Here is a 17,436-nt window from a genome sequence, read left to right as displayed (position 1 = left end):
TAAATACAGTAGATTGGAGTATGTGAAATTGAATAAGGTAGAAATGAATCAAAAATTAGATATATTAAAAGACAATAAGATTATTACCGATTTAGCCTATGACATTACAAACGAAACATTTGATTTTATATCTGAAAAGTACAGAAAGACTGCTTTGTCTGACTCCGATATGTTTTGGACACATATGTGTATGGCATTAACAAGGATTCAACGCAATGAATCTATAGAAGGACCACTTGAAATAGTTATGGTAGAAATCAGACAAACCCCTTATAAAAATGAGATAGAGGAAATTATCACATTTGTAAATAATAAATTCCATCAGGAAATTCCTAAAGAAGAACAGGATTATTTCTATTTGCATCTACATCAAGTACTAGATAAAAATCAATAGGAGGTTTTACTAATGATCAAAATTGTAATAGGTGGACAATTAAACAAGCAAGCTATTGAAAAACTAATTAAGGAGTTAGGCGGTAGTGAAGTTGAAGTAAGTGTTAAGAGTGATTTAGAAGCTGTAATGGCGTTAAAAAATAAACAGGTTGATTACTATGTTGGCGCTTGTGAAACAGGGTCTGGCGGGGCGTTAGCTATGGCATTAGCACTCTTAGGACGGGATAATTGTGTAACACTTGCTTCCCCAAGTAAAGTTAAGAATCAAGAAGAAATTCTTGCAGAAGTTGCTAGTGGGAAGATCGCTTTTGGCTTTACTGCCCCTTCGTCAGTCAGTGTGTTAAAAGCTTTAGTTCCAGCGTTACTTACTAAATAAAAATAATACTATCAGGGGGTGTATTTTTGGATTTTTCTATCATACAACTAATAACCATAGCCGCTCTTGGTTCTATGGGTTCCATTCTTGTTAACCGAGGTGTAGCTGTTTTTAATGACGGTTTACGTCCCATTGTGCCAGAGTTTTTAGAAGGGCGTATCACCAGAAAAGAATTGGCAGCAACAAGCTTCGCTTTAAGCTTTGGATTAATTATTGGATTTGGTATCCCGCTGTCCATAGGTGCAACAATCATTATTGCGCATAGTATTTTACTTGCATGTGACATTATCGGAATATGGTCACCTGACAATAAAAAGGGCATAATCATTTCTGGCGTCGTAGGTGCTGTTTATAGTATTGGTGTATGTCTTGGACTACAATTTGTTGTTGATCTATTTGATAAACTTCCTATTAACTTCCTTGACTCTTTAAGTCTAGTGGGAACACCTATTATTATTGCATTTACTGTATTCCCTGCAGTAGCCGTAGGTTACCAGCATGGTTTTAAGAAAGCTGTAGCTACTGCTAGCATTACATTTATTTCTTATCTATTGTTTGCTCGCTTTGGGACTTTTACTATTTCAAGCTACAAAATTGCATTAAGTCCTGAAGGAATGTCTTTATTATTTGGGATGTTTATGATGGTTTATTTTGCAGTAAGAGTAAAAGGTGGGAATGAAACTACAAACTCCGATTTAGTTAATATATTTACAGAACGTGTGAACAGAATTAAAAAAAATCGTTGGTTGCTTGCGATTATGGGTGGTTTGGTTGCATTAGTTTCAGCCCAGATGATTCTTGCTGTTGACGCGATGCCACAAGCTTTAATTAATGATGGGAAATATTCGGAAGCCGCAATAGCAACTTTAGCACGTGCCATTGGATTTATACCTTTAGTATTCTCGACTGCCATTGTGACAGGTGTATATGGTTTAGCCGGTACAACAATGGTGTTTGTGATAGGAATTATTTTTAGAGAAATGCCGATAGTAGCATTTGTCGTTGGTGCAATCGTTATGTATGGAGAAGTTATGCTGTTATCTGTTGTTACAAAAAGCATGGATAAATTGCCTGGTGTACGCGAAATGGGTGAACACATTCGAACGTCCTTAGCAGATGTTCTCGGGATGGCGATCTTAATTGGTAGTGCAATGGCAGCAGAAAAAATTGCACCAGGAATGGGCTTCTTCTGGGTAATGGGTTTTTATCTGCTTAATCGTTTAGCGAAAAAACCACTTGTGGAATTAGCAGTTGGTCCAGTAGGGGTTATTGCCTTAGGCATTTTAGTGAATATTCTTCATTTATTTGGTTTATGGTCTAAATAATGTAATGAAAATTGAATGCCTCTTCCATAATTATTTAAAAGAATAATAATGGGGGAGGTATTCATTAGTTAAAAGGAACTATGAATCTATTTTTCACCAAACTAAATCAATTCAATCAAAATTTTATGAAAGAAAGTGATTTTAGTGTTAGTGGACGGTATTACCTTAATGCACGAACATACCACGATTGATTTATCAGAAGTTAAAAATACAGAGGATTGTCAACTTGATGTCTTTAATGAAACTGTAAAAGAATACAAAAAATTATATGAAAATGGTGTTAGAAATATTGTAGATGTAACTGTTTTTGGAATGGGAAGGAATATCCCATTTGTCCAAAAGATAGCTGATGAAAGTGGAATAAACATTATTTATTCCACTGGTTTTTATCAAGAGGAATTTTATCCAATACAGGTTTTTCGTGAAACACGTGAACAATTAGTTGAAAGAATGGTTAATGAAATCAACCAAGGAATTAAGGGAACGGGAGTAAAGGCAGAAATCATTGGTGAAATCGGAACAAGCTATAACGTATGGACGGATACAGAGAAAAAAGTGTTTGAAGCGGTTGTTATCGCTCATCAAGAGACCAAAAAACCAATAACCACCCATACCTCAATCGGTACATTGGGACATGAACAAGTAGACTTCTTTAAAAAGCATAATGTCGACTTAAACCGTGTTGTTATTGGCCATGTTGATTTAACCGGGAATGCTGATTATATATTGAAGATGTTGAAAGCTGGTGTTTATGTCGAGTTTGATACTGTTGGAAAAGAGAGCTATATGCCTGACCGCACACGTGCTGAAATCCTGAAAAAAATTCAGGATGCGGGATATATCGATCGAGTTTTCCTTTCCATGGATATTACAAGAAAATCACATCTGGAATATAAAGGTGGGCTAGGTTATAACTTTTTATTAGACTCCTTCATTCCTTTACTTAATAGCCATGGGCTTACAGATGATTCTATTGAAAAAATGTTAGCAACAAATCCCATGGTATTTATGAACCAATGAGGTGAAAAAAATGCAAACATTCCCTTTAAAAAGTCTTTCAATGGAAGTAGCCCAACAAAAGCAATTTCAGTTAATTGATATCATTACTCGTTATTTTCGCGGTGATGAAATACTTTCGCTTGGGGATTTAGGTGTTGTGAGAGGGATGAATAAACCTCGATATACAAAAAAAGTAGAAGAAATATTGGCGGATTTTTTTCAAGTCGAAAGAGCCATGCTTGTACGCGGCGCAGGAACCGGAGCACTACGATATGGTTTTATGAGTTTTTTGAAACCCGGGGACCACATCTTGGTCCATGACGCACCCATTTATCCAACAAGCAAGACAACGCTAGATAGCATGGGGATAGAAGCGATACCTGTTGACTTTCATCAAGAAGAGAAAGTGAAAAAAGTGATTCAACTTCATCCAGATTTAAAAGGTGCGCTCATTCAGCATACACGTCAAAAAATGGATGATCATTATGATATAGGTACAGTCATTGGCTACATTCGTTCGATGAATCCTTCTATTTACATCATTACTGATGATAATTATGCCGCAATGAAAGTAGAAGAAGTGGGGGTTCAAGCTGGTGCTGATTTGACAACCTTCTCCTTATTTAAATTGTTAGGCCCTGAAGGAATCGGTCTCATTATTGGTAAGGAAGACTTGATTAGAAAAATCGAAAAAATGAACTACTCTGGCGGTAGCCAGGTACAAGGTTATGAGGCGCTGGAAGGACTGCGCGGGCTCGTCTATGCTCCAGTTATGTTAGCCATTCAAGCTGATGTAAATGAAAAGTTAGTATCAATTCTTAATCAAGGGACAGTATCAGGTGTAAAGTGTGCTTTCTTAGCGAATGCTCAATCAAAAGTAGTATTAGTAGAGTTAACGGAACCAATCGCAGAAGACGTACTCTATTATGCAAACGAACTTGGAGCCGCTCCTTATCCAGTAGGTGCCGAATCCAAATATGAATTTGTTCCTATGTTCTATCGAGTTTCAAATACTTTTCTTACATCGGATCCTACTTTAAATAAAAAAATGATCCGGATCAATCCACTAAGAAGTGGAACAGATACGATTATCAGGATATTACATCTATCCATTCAAAAGGCTCAAGCTAAAAGACAGTGACTTTTTGGTCAGACTGCACTAGATGGAGGAGAAATAACAATGAATAAAAGAGTCATCGTTATCATTTTAGACAGTTTAGGTGTTGGTTATATGGATGATGCAGTCGAATATCATCCCCAAGATGTTGGTGCAAACACCTTTTATCATATTTTAGATTCCGTTCCCTCACTTCAGATTCCTACTTTTGAAAAGTTAGGGATTAATAAAGTACTGAATCATCCCAGCTTAGAAAAAAAAGAAAATCTGGCTAGCTATGGTGTCTTAAAACTTATGCACAATGGCGCTGATAGTTATGAAGGTCATAATGAAATAATGGGCTCCAAGCCTAAAAAAGCCTATCTTGCCCCTTTTATCGATAATATGGCTGAAGTTCAAACAGCCCTTGAATTAGAGGGCTATAAAGTAAACATTCCTAATCGGGATCTACCCTATTTATTGGTGAATGATTTGGTCATTGTCGCGGATAACATTGAGACAGACTATGGACAAATTTATAATGTTAGCGCGCCACTCGACAATATATCCTTTGAGGAAGTTCTAAAAATGGGTGAATGTGTTCGTAGAAATGTGAAGGTAAATCGAGTAATTGCACTTGGCGGTGAGAACGTAACACCTGAACATCTACAAAATTCAGTTGAACTTCGTAAAGATGGATTGGTGGGCGTTAACTCACCAAAGTCAAATGTATATAAAAAGGGATATCAAGTTCGGCACTTAGGATTTGGCATTTTACCCGATCATCAATTGCCAACTTTGGCTGTTAAAGAGGGATTTGAAGTTTCTCTCGTGGGGAAAATGCAGGATGTCATCTATTGTGAAGGGGCAAATAAATTCCCTGGTGTTGATACTGGACAAGTAATGAAGGACATCTTAACTCAAATGGACGTTGTTCAAAATGGATTAATTGCTGCAACGGTACAGGAAACGGATTTAGCTGGACATGCTCAAGATCCAGAGCGCTATGCTAACCGAATTTCATTAGTAGATCAGTATTTAGCAACAATTTTAGAAAAAATGACGAAAGATGATTTACTAATCATAAGTGCAGATCATGGAAACGATCCTACAATCGGTCATAGTCAGCATACACGAGAAAAAACCTTCTTGTTAGTCTATAATAAACTGTTTATACCAATGAATCTTGGAGAAAGAGAAACACTTTCTGATATTGCTGCAACAGCCGCTGATTATTTGGGGCTTGATTCCACTGAAAACGGGACCAGTCTTTACAATATGAAGGAAAGTAACAAAGGAAATTAGATTGGAGAGATTTGAATGTTTTTAGACATGACTCAACAACGCAATCCGAAGTTAATAGAAGCTTCCTTAGAACTACATCAGCAAGGTGCCATTTCTCCAAATACGTACGTACTTGATCTGAATGCTGTAAAATCGAATGCCACTCTTTTAGCAAGAGAAGCCAAAAAACAGGATATTGAATTATTATTTATGACCAAACAATTCGGTCGCAATCCGTTGGTAGCTAAAGCTATTGTTGAGGCAGGAATTGAAAAAGCAGTGGCTGTGGATCCTTGGGAAGCACTCACCCTTCACAAAAACGGAATTAAAATTGGTCATGTAGGACATCTAGTGCAATTGCCAAAAAGAATGATACCTAAAATTTTAAATATCGAACCCGATTTTATCACCGTTTTCAGCTATGAAAATGCAAAGAATGTAAGTGATGCTGCAAAACAAGCGGGAAGAATACAAAAAATTTTCTTGCGCATTGCAAACAATGGTGACTTTATTTATAACGGTCAAGAGGGTGGTTTTACTCTTGATCAGCTCCAGGAAGAAGTAAAGAAACTTGAAGAGTTGGATGGTATTGTTATAGCGGGATTAACGAGTTTTCCTTGCATATTAATACAAGAAGGTACTCCTGCCGTTACACAGAATGTCAAGTCGATGCAACTGGCAAAGGAATTGCTTCAGCAAAGAGGACATCAACATTTGCAGATGAATATGCCGAGCGCAACCTCCGTATCAACGATGCAATTGTTAAAAGAAAACGGAGCAACTCAAGGAGAGCCGGGACACGCTCTTACTGGTACAACTCCGTTACACGCAATCCAACATTTAGAAGAAAGACCAGCAATGACATACGTTTCTGAAGTTTCACATCTTTATCAAGATCGAGCTTATGTCTTTGGGGGCGGTTTTTATCCGCGTTCCCATATGCAAAATGCTTTTGTTGGGAAAAATATAAATCATTTAAAAAAAGTGCCTATCATTGTAAATGACCCATCCAATATCGACTACTATGGAACATTAAATACACGTGATGTCAAAATTGGTGACACTGCCATATTTGCTTTTCGTACTCAAATATTTGTCACTCATGCCCAAATCGCAATTGTAAAAAATCTCTCAACTACACCGGAACTTCTTGGGATTTATGATGCAACTGGTAATTTAGTAAATTAAGAGGGAAAGGCTCTAAACTTTAAATAGATGGAGACTTGTACAAAACTTCTTTTAGAGTGTGGGGACTAAGCCATCCTATTCCTTCTATCCTGTTTTTCCCAATGACATAGGCATCAAGTCCACCATAATAAGGATGTGTGATCAGAATGTATCGAATTGCTTTTCTAGATATCGATGGAACTATTTTAAACTCTAATGAACAATTTGAAGAAAGACTTATTAAAACCATAATTAAATTACAACAAAAGGGTATATTGGTAGCTTTAGCTTCAGGAAGATCTTTGGTTGCTTCAAAAATATATGGAGAAAAGTTTAAATGCTCGATTTATGTAACATACAATGGAAGCTATGTCATTTCGAATAATGAGGTATTATATGATGTCAAAATACCATCACAGTTAGCTTTTAATTTATGCAGCAAAACGAAAGAATACAATGGGGCCTATTTTCATTTTTCGTATAAAACTTCCCGTTCGAATCGTCCCCAGCCTGGTATTGAACATTTGTTGCCACAAGCTACGCTATCTAATCTTACGGATACAAATTTTGACGCTCACCGCTTAGCCCTTTATCTCGATTCTGCTAAAGATCGTGAATCTCTTAGAGCTGAAATAACGGATGAATATGTTTTTGATGAAGACAATCGATTGGAAGTATATCCGGTTGGATCTAAATGGTCTGGTATTATACCTATCTTAAACCGATTGGGAATTTCTAAAAGTGAAGTAGTAGCAATTGGTAATGGCATAAATGATATAGAGATGCTAGAAGCAGCCGGATTAGGAATCGCTATGGGAAACTCACCCGACTACGTAAAAAAAAGTGCAAATTGGATAACCGAAGATAATGATCACGATGGTGCTGCATTAGCATTAGAAGAAATATTTAATTTATAGGCCATTAATCAATGAGTAACGAACGATGGATGGTAATGGTCCCACGGCCATTCGAACCCTAAAGGGAACAACCCCACTTTTAATAGTTTCCAAAAAATAAAATAGTTCTTATTGGAACTAAAGAAGCGATATAGATACCTTAGCTATCTTAACCAACTTGGAAAGTGTATGGGACCTGAGTTCGGTAATAGTATTTTAAAAACGATAATTTTTTCTTTATAGCTTTTAAATTTAGGAGTGTTAAGATGAAACTTGTTAAAGTTAGAAATCCTGAAGAGATGAGCGCTTTTGCAGCAAGACGAATCATTGAAAAAGTGAGTTCTTCCTCTATGTTATCACTTGGTCTTGCAACTGGAGGTACACCTGTTGGTACTTATGAATTTTTAATTGATGACTATAAGAAGAAACAAACAACCTACAGGAATGTTTTTACGTATAATCTGGATGAATATGTAGGATTAGAATCTAGCCATCCAAACAGCTATCATTATTTCATGTATAATCATTTATTTAATTACATTGATATACCAAGCGAAAATGTAAATATTCCTAACGGTGTGGCAAGCAATCTGAAACAAGAAGCTATAAGCTATGAAGCAAAAATAGACAAAATACGTGGTGTTGATTTACAACTATTGGGGATCGGCGAAAACGGACATATTGGTTTTAATGAACCTGGAACAGCGTTAAATATGCTAACACATGTGTTAGCTCTTTCAGAATCAACCCGGCAAGTAAATGCGCGTTATTTTAATAATTACGATGAAGTACCTAATCATGCAATCACAATGGGTATATCAACTATTTTAAAAAGTAAAGAAATAATACTTCTTGCTTCTGGCGAGAGTAAGGCAGAAGCAGTATATCGCATGTTTACAGAAAAGGTAGGTAGCAACTGTCCAGCTACTGTACTAAGAAATCATTCAAATGTGGTTGTAGTTGTAGATGAAAAGGCCGTCTCCAAATTGGAAGAGATTCATGCTAATTATTTATAAACTAACGTTAATGAAAGTTATGTCTATAGTAGTTAGTTTTTGCATCCCTCGACTTCAGGTGGCTTCTCTTTACGATTTCTCGGGTTGATATCGGAGCGATTAACTTCGCTCCCACTATCTCTTTACAAAGCGTTTGGTTGTTTTTGCTTTGGTACATACCATCCGCAGTGACGTATTGAATAGAGGTGGCATCTTCAAGAACATCTTTCATTGTTTTGGCATCCGATTGCAATCACCGCTTAACGGAAAGGGTTGAAATGAGAAGTGTTTAGCAGACTCTTCTTTTTTATTATTTTCCCATTTGTTCAAAAACGTGGCCTGTTAGACAGTAACGCGTATTATATAGGAAGAAACACGTCAAAAAATGAAGAGGCTGTCTCTAAAGGTCGTTGATCAACGGCTTTGACGAAACGCCTCTTTGGGTTGATCATTTATTATTAATCTTACATTCACAGATTATGTTGACCTAAAACTTTTTTGATTTTTTTAATTTACTTAACATATCACCCATTTCAGACGATATTTGTAGACCTTTATTATAATACGATTCCATTATTTCCTTGGGTACCATGTTTCCTCCAGTAGCCCACGGGATATGTGTGGCATTAGCCATTTTGTGGAATAACTTGTTTTGTTCTAAATATTTTCGCCCTGATCTGCTTTTAAATAATTGGACAGGTCCTAGAACTCCTGCTAATGCGGAAGGCTCTAAATAGATATCCTCTGTATCGATTAGGGTGCTTAACAGAGCATATAGCATCTTATCCTCAATTGTATAAACTCCGCTTATTACATTCTCTAGCGATTTACCTACAAACCCTGAAGGTCTGCCAACAGCAAGTCCGTCTGCATCTGTAAGGTTGTCAATTCCAAAATCCTGAACCGAAACTCTATCATGCTGTTCGGTCATCAAACCAATAAGCATGCACGGTGAATGTGTTGGCTCCGAAAAAAAACAATGGACATGATCTTTAAATATCAGTTTCAGACCAAAGGTGACACCCCCTGGCCCCCCTCCAACTCCGCATGGCAAATAGACAAAGAGTGGATGATCCTCATCTACTTTCACATTCAGCTCATCTAATTGCTTCTTCAGCCTAGAGGCAGCAACAGCATACCCTAAGAATAAGTCCGTGGAATTTTCGTCATCAACGAAAAAACTGTTAGGATTAGCATCGGATTGTTTTCTTCCTTCTTCAACGGCCTTGCTGTAATCTGAATTATGCTCAATAACGATAACGCCTTTGCTTCGCAGAAGGTCTTTTTTCCATTGTTTTGCATCAGCTGACATATGGACAGTTACGTTAAAACCGATTTTTGCACTCATGATACCGATACTAAGACCCAAATTTCCAGTTGATCCCACTGAAATAGAGTACTTGGAATAAAACTTTCTAAATTCGTCGTTGTTTATTATAGAATAATCGTCATTCATTGTAAGCATGTTATTCTCAATCGCTAAATCTTCGGCATGCTTTAAAACTTCATAAATACCGCCCCTAGCCTTAATAGAACCCGATATGGCAAGTTGATTATCACATTTTAACAATATTTTACCCTGTATGTTTTGGTTAAACATTTTTTCCAATTGATTATGAAAGTTATGAATTTCGACGATAGGGGACTCGATCATACCGTTCGTTTCTTGAGTCTCTGGAAAAACTTTGGCTATATATGGCGCGAATCGAGATAATCTTTCTTCGGCATCTCTTACATTTTCTTCGTTTAATCGAGCAGTAATAACAGCTTCTTTGTATACTTGGTATTTAGGGTTTTTCCAAAAAACTTCTTCCATTGAAATGATTTTATTTAATAAAGGGTAAGCCTTTTTCCATTCTGTTAAAGTTTTTCCTGCAATTAAGCTGTCTTCCATATGACTAACTCCTCTGACAAATTATTTCTAAAACAGTGCATAGGTAATTCTATTCTACACCTAAGTATTCAGCAGCAAAGACAATAAAGAAACGGATTGATTCAAGATATTTATCAACTTCAATCCACTCATTTGTTTGGTGTGCCATAGTAGGTTCTCCAGGGCCATAAACTAAAATGGGCACTTTTAAATGTGGATAAAACACCGATCCATCCGTAAAGTATTTAACCCCTTTTGCAGGCATATCTTGATTTAGATACGTATTAAGAGTTTTTAATGCAAGTTTAGTAAATGGATCTTCTTCAGACGTAGTAACTGCTGGCATGTCAACTAATACTGTTATTTCTCCATAAGTACCATAAGAATCGCAAGTATTTTGCAATAGATTGTTAACTTGGGTGAATATATGTTCATGACTTTGACCAGGAACGGTACGTATGTCAATCTTCATGATACATTTATCAGGTACTACGTTTGGCTTTATTCCTCCTTCGATGGTTCCAATATTTATAGTAGGTCCTCCTAAAAGGTAATGTTCGTCGTAAACAAAAGAGAAACGGTTTAGTTCATTTATCATGTTACACATTGCTTGAATGGAATTAATTCCATGTTCAGGCATTGAACCATGAGCTGTTTTTCCTTTCACTATGATTTCAAACTGTAAGTCTCCTTTATGAGCACAAAAGAGTTGATTTGCACTTGGTTCAGAAATAATCATGGCGGTGGTATCATCAATTTGCCCTTTTCTTACGATTTCTTTTGCACCAAAACATTCTACTTCTTCTCCCACCGAACCAACAAACCGTAGTTTCCCCTTTAATTTGACATCTGCACGATGTAAATATTCTAGAGCAAGAAGCATCGCTGCAACTCCACCTTTCATATCTGATGCTCCTCGTCCAAATAGTAAATTCCCGTCTCTTACCCCACCAAGAGGATCGTAATGCCATTCTTCATTTCCAAGTGGCACAGTATCTAAATGACCACTGTAAGTAAGTACTTTCTGAATGTTTTTTTCTCCTGTTCCCCTTTCTCCGGGTAAGGTAACAAAAAGATTAGCGCGGTCTTCTGCCACTTCGTCTAAAGTCGTATCAATACCGGTTTTTTTAAATCTGCGCTGAATAGCTTCCGCCACCTTTATCTCTTTTCCAGGTGGGTTCATGCTATTTGTTTTTATTAATTCTATTAAAAATTCAATCGCTTCCTCTTCATTAATTAGATCGGTTGCTTTTTTTACTGCTTTGACCATTACATTACTTCTATATTCCATATACTTACACCTTTCTTTCCTATTAATTTTTCTGTAATGTGTCGCTTAGTTGTCGTTATATGAATGATCATAAAGGAAATATTTTGAATTGTCAATAAATTTTATGCTATAAATTCGAATCGATTCTTAATCTGATTGCTCGAAAATATTAAAGTTAAGTATAATAAAATATAATTACACATTAGAATAATAGTCAGAAAAGGGGTTATTTATGATTCGAATAGCTATTATTGGGCCTGAGGGACAATTTCCTCGTATCTTAAAGTACAGTGATTTAAGAGAGGATATAGAATTGATTCCGTATCCGTATAAAAAGCCTGAGGAGAGTAGTAATGTTTTAAAGGAAATTATCAACTGTGATGTATTGCTATTCACCGGTCCAGTCCCGTACTTTTTTGCCAAGGAAAAAATAAAGCACCAGCCAGCTTTGTATATTCCTGTTGATGAGTATAGTCTAACTCTTTCTTTACTTGATATTAAGTTGAATTATAATAAAGAATTTCAAGAATTGTCTATTGATGTTCCTAAAGAAGATTATATTAGGCAGGTTGCTGATGAACTCAAGATTGACTCTTCTTCTTGGTTTGTGAAAGACTACAGTCAAATCATCAACAATGAAGGAACGCTGTTTGATACAGACGACATTATTCGTTTTCATCAAGAGTTATGGGAGCAAAAAAAGATAAGCCTGGTTTTAACGAGTATTGATTACGTGTACGTTCATCTTCAAAAGCAAGGCATCCCTTGTCTTAACATGTCTATTCCTGAAAAGAGTGTAAAAGATACTCTTGTAAAAGCAATTGGATATGGAGATCTCCTTATTAGCCAACATGCGCAGATTGCCGTGGGGTTTTTAAGTATAAATCAATCTAGTGAGGTCGAAAAAAGTGGATCTGATAGCTTGAATTTCAATTTTGATCTTTTGTTTCAGGAACTTATTAACATCACTCATAAAATTGATGCCTCAGTTCAACAACTTAGCCCTTACCAATTTATGTTGTATGGGACGAGGGGAGGAATTGAGTATTTAACCAATTCCAATGAAAATAGAGACATATTAACCAAAATGGAACAAATAGTAGGCTGTACAATAAACATCGGTTTTGGGTTTGGACGGACAGCGAAAGAAGCAGAAGCAAATGCAAATATTGCTTTACTTCATGCAAAGGAAATACCCAATAAAAGCACGGCTTTTATTGTAACAGAAGAAAAAAAAGTACTTGGTCCGATAAACGGGGAAAAGAAAAATTATCAGCTTAAAACGGAAGATAAACAAATCCTAAACATCGCAAAAGAAACGGGAACTAGTGTTGCAACGATTACGAAATTAATTGAATGGGCCAGTATCCGAAAGCAAACCAGTTTCACTGCTCATGAGTTGGCTGAGTATCTACAAGTCACCAGAAGGAGTGCTGAAAGAATTCTTAAAAAGCTCCTTGACCATCACTTTGTAAAGATTGTTGGAGAGGAACAGCCGTTTTTAAAAGGAAGACCCCGCTCCGTTTATAAAATGAATATGTATTGACAATATTCAAAAAGTTAAGTATATTCTTAATAACAAATAATTAACGACATAATAACGACTGAAAAAATGATAAGGAGGAATTGAGATGAGCGAGTATAAGGTAAAAGTATCATATGACTGGACAGAGCGTGGAAAATGGGTAGAGCTACCTTTTCCTGAAGAGGAGTTTGTGGGACGGATCCGGAGGCTTCAGCAAGGTATGGAAAAGGAACACCTTGATGCGGTAGTGGTATACGGAGGTCTGAATGATCCTAGTAACTTACGTTATCTTTCAAACTTCGAGAACTGGTGGGGCGAGAACCTTTTGGTGATCCCATACAGAGGAGAACCTGCTCTTTGCACAAATTCCGTTTTCCACGGTGAGCCTATGCATTCCAATGCTCAGACTACATTTATACGGGATCTTCGTCCAACGCTTCATCCTCACTCGACATCAAAGCCGAAGAACGTTTCGCAGGTTGCTGCAGAAGTACTTGCGGAACAGGGTCTGACAAACGGTCGAATCGGCATAGTTGGGGATAAAACGATCCCATACAGTCTTTATCAGCAGCTGTTTGTAAGCCTGCCATCGGCAGAACTCCTTCCAGCTACCCACTTAGTCGGTTCGATGAGACGACTGAAAACAGCTTCGGAAATTAAGGTTCTTAGGGAGGCTGGACGAATTTCCGATCTCGGGATGGAGGCAGCTATTAATGCTGTACGGGTGGGAGCTACTGAGTCGGAAGTAGCAGCAGAGGCCTACAGGGCGTGTGTGGCAGCTGGTGCGGAAAGGATGAGCTATGGTGTAATGGCAGCTTCTGGTCCCCGCAGTTCACTCAAGAATATTCAGCCCCTCCCGAAACCAATATTGGAGGGAGAGCTGGTAGTAATCGACATCGGTCTCAAGTATGGTGGTTATACGACAGATATCTCTCGAAACGTGGTAGCTGGCGAACCTACGGCCGAACTACGCCATATGTTGGAGACTTGCCTGGAGGCGGAAGAAAGGGTAATCGAAGCTATTAAGCCAGGAATTCCTATCCATGATCTCCAAAAACTCATGTTCGGTATTATTCAGGAGGCTGGATTAGAGGAATATGATTACACCAAGGTTGGTTTCGCACACGGTTATGGTTTGGACATCGTGGAGGAACCCTACCTTTACTGGGGAAATACCAACGTTCTAGAGCCAGGAATGTGTTTTTACGTAGAGCCCATGATTATAAAGCATGGCTTGGGTACCGTCTGTATTGAGGATATGATTGTGGTCACGGAAAATGGTTGTGAACAACTCTCCAGTGCTACCAAACGAACCTGGTAATGTTTGCAAGAGCTATAGTGATTAATAGATTTAGTAAATTGAGAGATAAAAATTGAAATACTATGGCGATTTATTGTGCCTCAGAACTTCCATCTGGCCGCTGCTAGTTGTGCCGGATGGCCCTTTTTCATAAATCATAATCTTCAATAGAATTGTCGTATTCACTACGCCCTTCCTGTCACCGTAATATTGACAAAAGATTATCCGAATTTATTAAAGTGTTCGTTTTTTGAGAGGAGATGAAGATTTGGAATTCATTAAAGAAGAGACTGTTATAGGATTTATCGGAACAGGGGTTATGGGAACAAGCATGGCGAGGAATTTGCTAAAAGCTGGCTATCCTGTACATGTATATACGAGAACAAAGAAAAAAGCGGAAGAATTGATACAAGAAGGTTGTATATGGAGAAATAGCATTTCACAGCTTGCTGGATCAGCTAAAGTTATTATTACGATGGTGGGAGACCCTACTGATGTAAAAGAGGTGTATTTTGGAGAATTTGGAATTTTTCAAAGTACCTCTCCTGGAACCTATTTAATTGATATGTCGTCTTCTAGTCCAATGCTGGCAAAAGAAATCCATCAAGAGGCACTACAGTATAACTTATTTGCTCTGGATGCACCGGTTTCAGGGGGAGATATTGGAGCGAGGGACGGAAAGCTCGCGATTATGGTGGGCGGTGATAGGTCTGTTTTCGAAGCCATGCGTCCAATTTTTTCTGTTTTGGGCGAAAATCTAGTGCTTCAAGGAGAAGCTGGTGCCGGGCAGCACACGAAGATTTGCAATCAAGTTGCAGCCGCTTCTACGATGATTGGTGTATGTGAAGCATTAGTTTATGCTGAAAAAGCTGGCCTAGACCAGACTGCGGTACTTAAAAGTATTGAAACCGGAGCAGCAGGAAGTTGGTCACTCAGCAATCTGGGTCCAAAAATGATAGCTGGAAATTTCGAACCCGGCTTTTTTGTGAAGCATTTTATCAAAGATATGTTAATAGCTCTTGAGTCTGCCAAAGAAATGGGGCTGAATACTCCAGGGCTTGAATTAGCCAAGAACATGTATGTAGAATTGTCAAAGTCTGGAGAAGACACAAGCGGAACACAAGCATTGATTAAGTTATATAAAATTAATGTTGAGAGAGTTACTAACTCGTAAATTACACCACCTTGCATACTACTTCCTCTCTAGTATTGAATGTTTATGTTGTACCTCTTTAATTAAAAAATGAGGGAGCTCTACAACAATCTATATCCGAACCATCGTTCCGCCCTCAACTATATAGAAGAGATAAACCTCATAAGAACAGCATACAGGTCTATATCATGGCTTAGGATGGAACTCTTGAATTGAAAGAACCCGAAAGTCCACTAGTGTTCTTAAATAAAAGGAGGAAGATCGATGAACGGAAAATACCGTTTTGTCATTATGATCATGATTGTGTTTATAACGATCATTAATTATGCTGACCGAGGTGCCATTTCTTATGCTCAAGCCGATATTATAGAAGAATTCGGTTTAGATGTTAAGGCTTGGGGAGCCATATTAGGTTATTTCGGATACGGTTATATGTTTGGAGCTTTGTTTGGGGGAATTCTTGCTGATAAAAAAGGTCCAAAGTTTGTTTGGTTATTGGTAGCTGCCTTTTGGTCTATTTTTGAAATAGGGACCGCATTTGCTGGAAATATAGGATTAATGTTATTTGGTGGTTCTGCTTTAGTGGGATTTGCATTGTTTCGAGTGCTGTTTGGACTTGCAGAAGGCCCAATTTTTGCTACGATGAATCGAACGATGGCGAATTGGGCAGCTCCAAAAGAAAAGGCATTCGCCGTTTCTATGGGATTTTTGGGAGGTCCGGTAGGAGCGTTGTTAACTGCGCCGATTGCCGTAGGTTTAATAAGTCTCGGCGGATGGAAGTTTATGTTTATCTTCCTTGGTTTACTTGGTGTTGTTTGGTGTGTGATTTGGGCAAGGATGTTTACAAATCGACCTGAGGATCATCCTAAGGTTTCGAAAGAAGAATTGGCTGAAATTCGATCAACTGAAGGATTGTTGAAAAACGAAACGACTTTGGTTCAGGCAGAACAGGCCCGTGTTCCTTGGTATCATTTCTTTAAAAACCCTACACTCGTCTTTAACTCTTTAGCATATTTTGCGTTTCAGTATGTAAATTTCCTTATCCTGACTTGGACCCCAAAGTATTTGCAAGATACCTTTGGTTTTCAGTTATCATCTCTTTGGTATCTAGGAATGGTTCCTTGGATTGGCGCTTGCTTTACTGTGTTATTAGGTGGTTACCTTTCCGATTATCTTCGCCGGAAAACAGGAAATCTCCGCATCGCGAGATCCAGTTTGGCATTTGTCTCGTTGTTATTAACAGCCATATGCTTTACGTTGATTCCTACGGTAAATAGTGTTGGCGCTGTGCTGACTCTGATGGCGATTGGAAATGCTTTTAACTATTTGCCGGCTAATATTTATTGGACGGTAGTAATTGACACAGAACCTTCAAAAGCAGGGACATTTGGAGGTGTCACTCATTTCATCGCCAATACCGCGACAATTATTGCACCGACTTTTACCGGTGTCCTCGTAGCGAACAGTGGATACACTGCAATGTTTGCCGCGGCTGCAATTGTAGCTGGGATGGGAATGTTGGCCATGCTATTTGTTAAACCTGGAAGGAATAATCAAAATAATTTAGAAACAGATCAAGATTCCTTACCAAATTCAATTTGAATATGTTAAGGGCATTTGATATCACGCTGGCCTTCAACTGAATTTTTCACTGGACTAATAAATATGAAGAAAATAGTTTTCTTATATATTTTTAAGCAATTAACGACATAATAACGACTGATCTGATAGGGCAAAGAAAATGGAGACTGAATGATCTTCTACTCTTCTGTTTAACTTGTGAA

At 37.8% G+C, this 17,436-nt stretch carries 15 protein-coding genes; 13 read left to right on the top strand and 2 right to left on the bottom strand.

Going from position 1 to position 17,436, the window contains the following annotated elements; all coding sequences use genetic code 11:
- Nucleotides 1-28 precede the first annotated feature (28 nt).
- From ELQ35_RS19765 to nagB, 9 genes are all read left to right on the top strand, one after another.
- Nucleotides 29-394, top strand: coding sequence for a PRD domain-containing protein (locus ELQ35_RS19765; protein WP_126866903.1), 366 nt, complete (start codon nt 29-31; stop codon nt 392-394).
- Nucleotides 395-406: 12 nt separating this feature from the next.
- Nucleotides 407-769 carry a DUF2620 family protein gene (locus ELQ35_RS19760; RefSeq protein ID WP_126866902.1) on the top strand — a complete coding sequence of 121 codons (363 nt, stop codon included), beginning with the start codon at nt 407-409 and terminating at the stop codon, nt 767-769.
- 26 nt (nt 770-795) lie between these two features.
- Nucleotides 796-2,094 (top strand): YhfT family protein, encoded by a 1,299-nt coding sequence (locus tag ELQ35_RS19755; protein ID WP_126866901.1) that lies wholly within the window; start codon nt 796-798, stop codon nt 2,092-2,094.
- Between the two features lie 144 nt (nt 2,095-2,238).
- Nucleotides 2,239-3,114, top strand: coding sequence for a phosphotriesterase family protein (locus ELQ35_RS19750; RefSeq protein WP_126866900.1), 876 nt, complete (start codon nt 2,239-2,241; stop codon nt 3,112-3,114).
- Between the two features lie 10 nt (nt 3,115-3,124).
- Entirely contained in the window at nt 3,125-4,234 is a 1,110-nt protein-coding gene (locus ELQ35_RS19745) for an aminotransferase class V-fold PLP-dependent enzyme (RefSeq protein ID WP_126866914.1), read from the top strand.
- Between the two features lie 39 nt (nt 4,235-4,273).
- Nucleotides 4,274-5,494 carry a phosphopentomutase gene (locus ELQ35_RS19740; RefSeq protein WP_126866899.1) on the top strand — a complete coding sequence of 407 codons (1,221 nt, stop codon included), beginning with the start codon at nt 4,274-4,276 and terminating at the stop codon, nt 5,492-5,494.
- A gap of 15 nt (nt 5,495-5,509) precedes the next feature.
- Nucleotides 5,510-6,661 carry a YhfX family PLP-dependent enzyme gene (locus ELQ35_RS19735; RefSeq protein ID WP_126866898.1) on the top strand — a complete coding sequence of 384 codons (1,152 nt, stop codon included), beginning with the start codon at nt 5,510-5,512 and terminating at the stop codon, nt 6,659-6,661.
- 146 nt (nt 6,662-6,807) lie between these two features.
- Nucleotides 6,808-7,557 carry an HAD family hydrolase gene (locus ELQ35_RS19730; protein WP_126866897.1) on the top strand — a complete coding sequence of 250 codons (750 nt, stop codon included), beginning with the start codon at nt 6,808-6,810 and terminating at the stop codon, nt 7,555-7,557.
- 245 nt (nt 7,558-7,802) lie between these two features.
- A complete protein-coding gene (gene nagB, locus ELQ35_RS19725; protein WP_126866896.1) occupies nt 7,803-8,552 on the top strand; it encodes a glucosamine-6-phosphate deaminase in 750 nt (249 codons plus the stop codon).
- A gap of 466 nt (nt 8,553-9,018) precedes the next feature.
- Here nagB and ELQ35_RS19720 read toward each other — a convergent pair whose 3' ends face one another.
- Entirely contained in the window at nt 9,019-10,425 is a 1,407-nt protein-coding gene (locus ELQ35_RS19720) for a D-serine ammonia-lyase (RefSeq protein ID WP_126866895.1), read from the bottom strand.
- Between the two features lie 49 nt (nt 10,426-10,474).
- Nucleotides 10,475-11,695 carry a M20 family metallopeptidase gene (locus tag ELQ35_RS19715; RefSeq protein ID WP_126866894.1) on the bottom strand — a complete coding sequence of 407 codons (1,221 nt, stop codon included), beginning with the start codon at nt 11,693-11,695 and terminating at the stop codon, nt 10,475-10,477.
- Between the two features lie 211 nt (nt 11,696-11,906).
- Here ELQ35_RS19715 and ELQ35_RS19710 point away from each other — a divergent pair, with 211 nt between their 5' ends.
- From ELQ35_RS19710 to ELQ35_RS19695, 4 genes are all read left to right on the top strand, one after another.
- Nucleotides 11,907-13,220, top strand: coding sequence for a transcriptional regulator (locus ELQ35_RS19710; RefSeq protein ID WP_126866893.1), 1,314 nt, complete (start codon nt 11,907-11,909; stop codon nt 13,218-13,220).
- A 169-nt stretch (nt 13,221-13,389) separates the two neighbouring features.
- Nucleotides 13,390-14,520 (top strand): M24 family metallopeptidase, encoded by a 1,131-nt coding sequence (locus ELQ35_RS19705; protein ID WP_185861837.1) that lies wholly within the window; start codon nt 13,390-13,392, stop codon nt 14,518-14,520.
- Nucleotides 14,521-14,767: 247 nt separating this feature from the next.
- The gene (locus ELQ35_RS19700) at nt 14,768-15,673 is read left to right on the top strand and encodes an NAD(P)-dependent oxidoreductase (protein WP_126866891.1); all 906 of its coding nucleotides are present in this window, start codon (nt 14,768-14,770) and stop codon (nt 15,671-15,673) included.
- Nucleotides 15,674-15,916: 243 nt separating this feature from the next.
- The gene (locus ELQ35_RS19695; RefSeq protein ID WP_126866890.1) at nt 15,917-17,254 is read left to right on the top strand and encodes an MFS transporter; all 1,338 of its coding nucleotides are present in this window, start codon (nt 15,917-15,919) and stop codon (nt 17,252-17,254) included.
- Nucleotides 17,255-17,436: the final 182 nt, after the last annotated feature.

The sequence above is a fragment of the Peribacillus cavernae genome (genome assembly GCF_003989135.1).
Lineage (GTDB): Bacteria > Bacillota > Bacilli > Bacillales > DSM-1321 > Peribacillus > Peribacillus cavernae.
This window is presented reverse-complemented; position numbering and strand designations above follow the sequence as displayed.

Coding starts and splice junctions, on each gene's coding strand:
- ELQ35_RS19715 (WP_126866894.1), bottom strand. CDS start 11,695: ATGGAATATAGAAGTAATGTAATGGTCAAAGCAGTAAAAAAAGCAACC.
- ELQ35_RS19745 (WP_126866914.1), top strand. CDS start 3,125: ATGCAAACATTCCCTTTAAAAAGTCTTTCAATGGAAGTAGCCCAACAA.
- ELQ35_RS19730 (WP_126866897.1), top strand. CDS start 6,808: ATGTATCGAATTGCTTTTCTAGATATCGATGGAACTATTTTAAACTCT.
- ELQ35_RS19720 (WP_126866895.1), bottom strand. CDS start 10,425: ATGGAAGACAGCTTAATTGCAGGAAAAACTTTAACAGAATGGAAAAAG.
- ELQ35_RS19735 (WP_126866898.1), top strand. CDS start 5,510: ATGTTTTTAGACATGACTCAACAACGCAATCCGAAGTTAATAGAAGCT.
- ELQ35_RS19710 (WP_126866893.1), top strand. CDS start 11,907: ATGATTCGAATAGCTATTATTGGGCCTGAGGGACAATTTCCTCGTATC.
- nagB (WP_126866896.1), top strand. CDS start 7,803: ATGAAACTTGTTAAAGTTAGAAATCCTGAAGAGATGAGCGCTTTTGCA.
- ELQ35_RS19740 (WP_126866899.1), top strand. CDS start 4,274: ATGAATAAAAGAGTCATCGTTATCATTTTAGACAGTTTAGGTGTTGGT.
- ELQ35_RS19760 (WP_126866902.1), top strand. CDS start 407: ATGATCAAAATTGTAATAGGTGGACAATTAAACAAGCAAGCTATTGAA.
- ELQ35_RS19695 (WP_126866890.1), top strand. CDS start 15,917: ATGAACGGAAAATACCGTTTTGTCATTATGATCATGATTGTGTTTATA.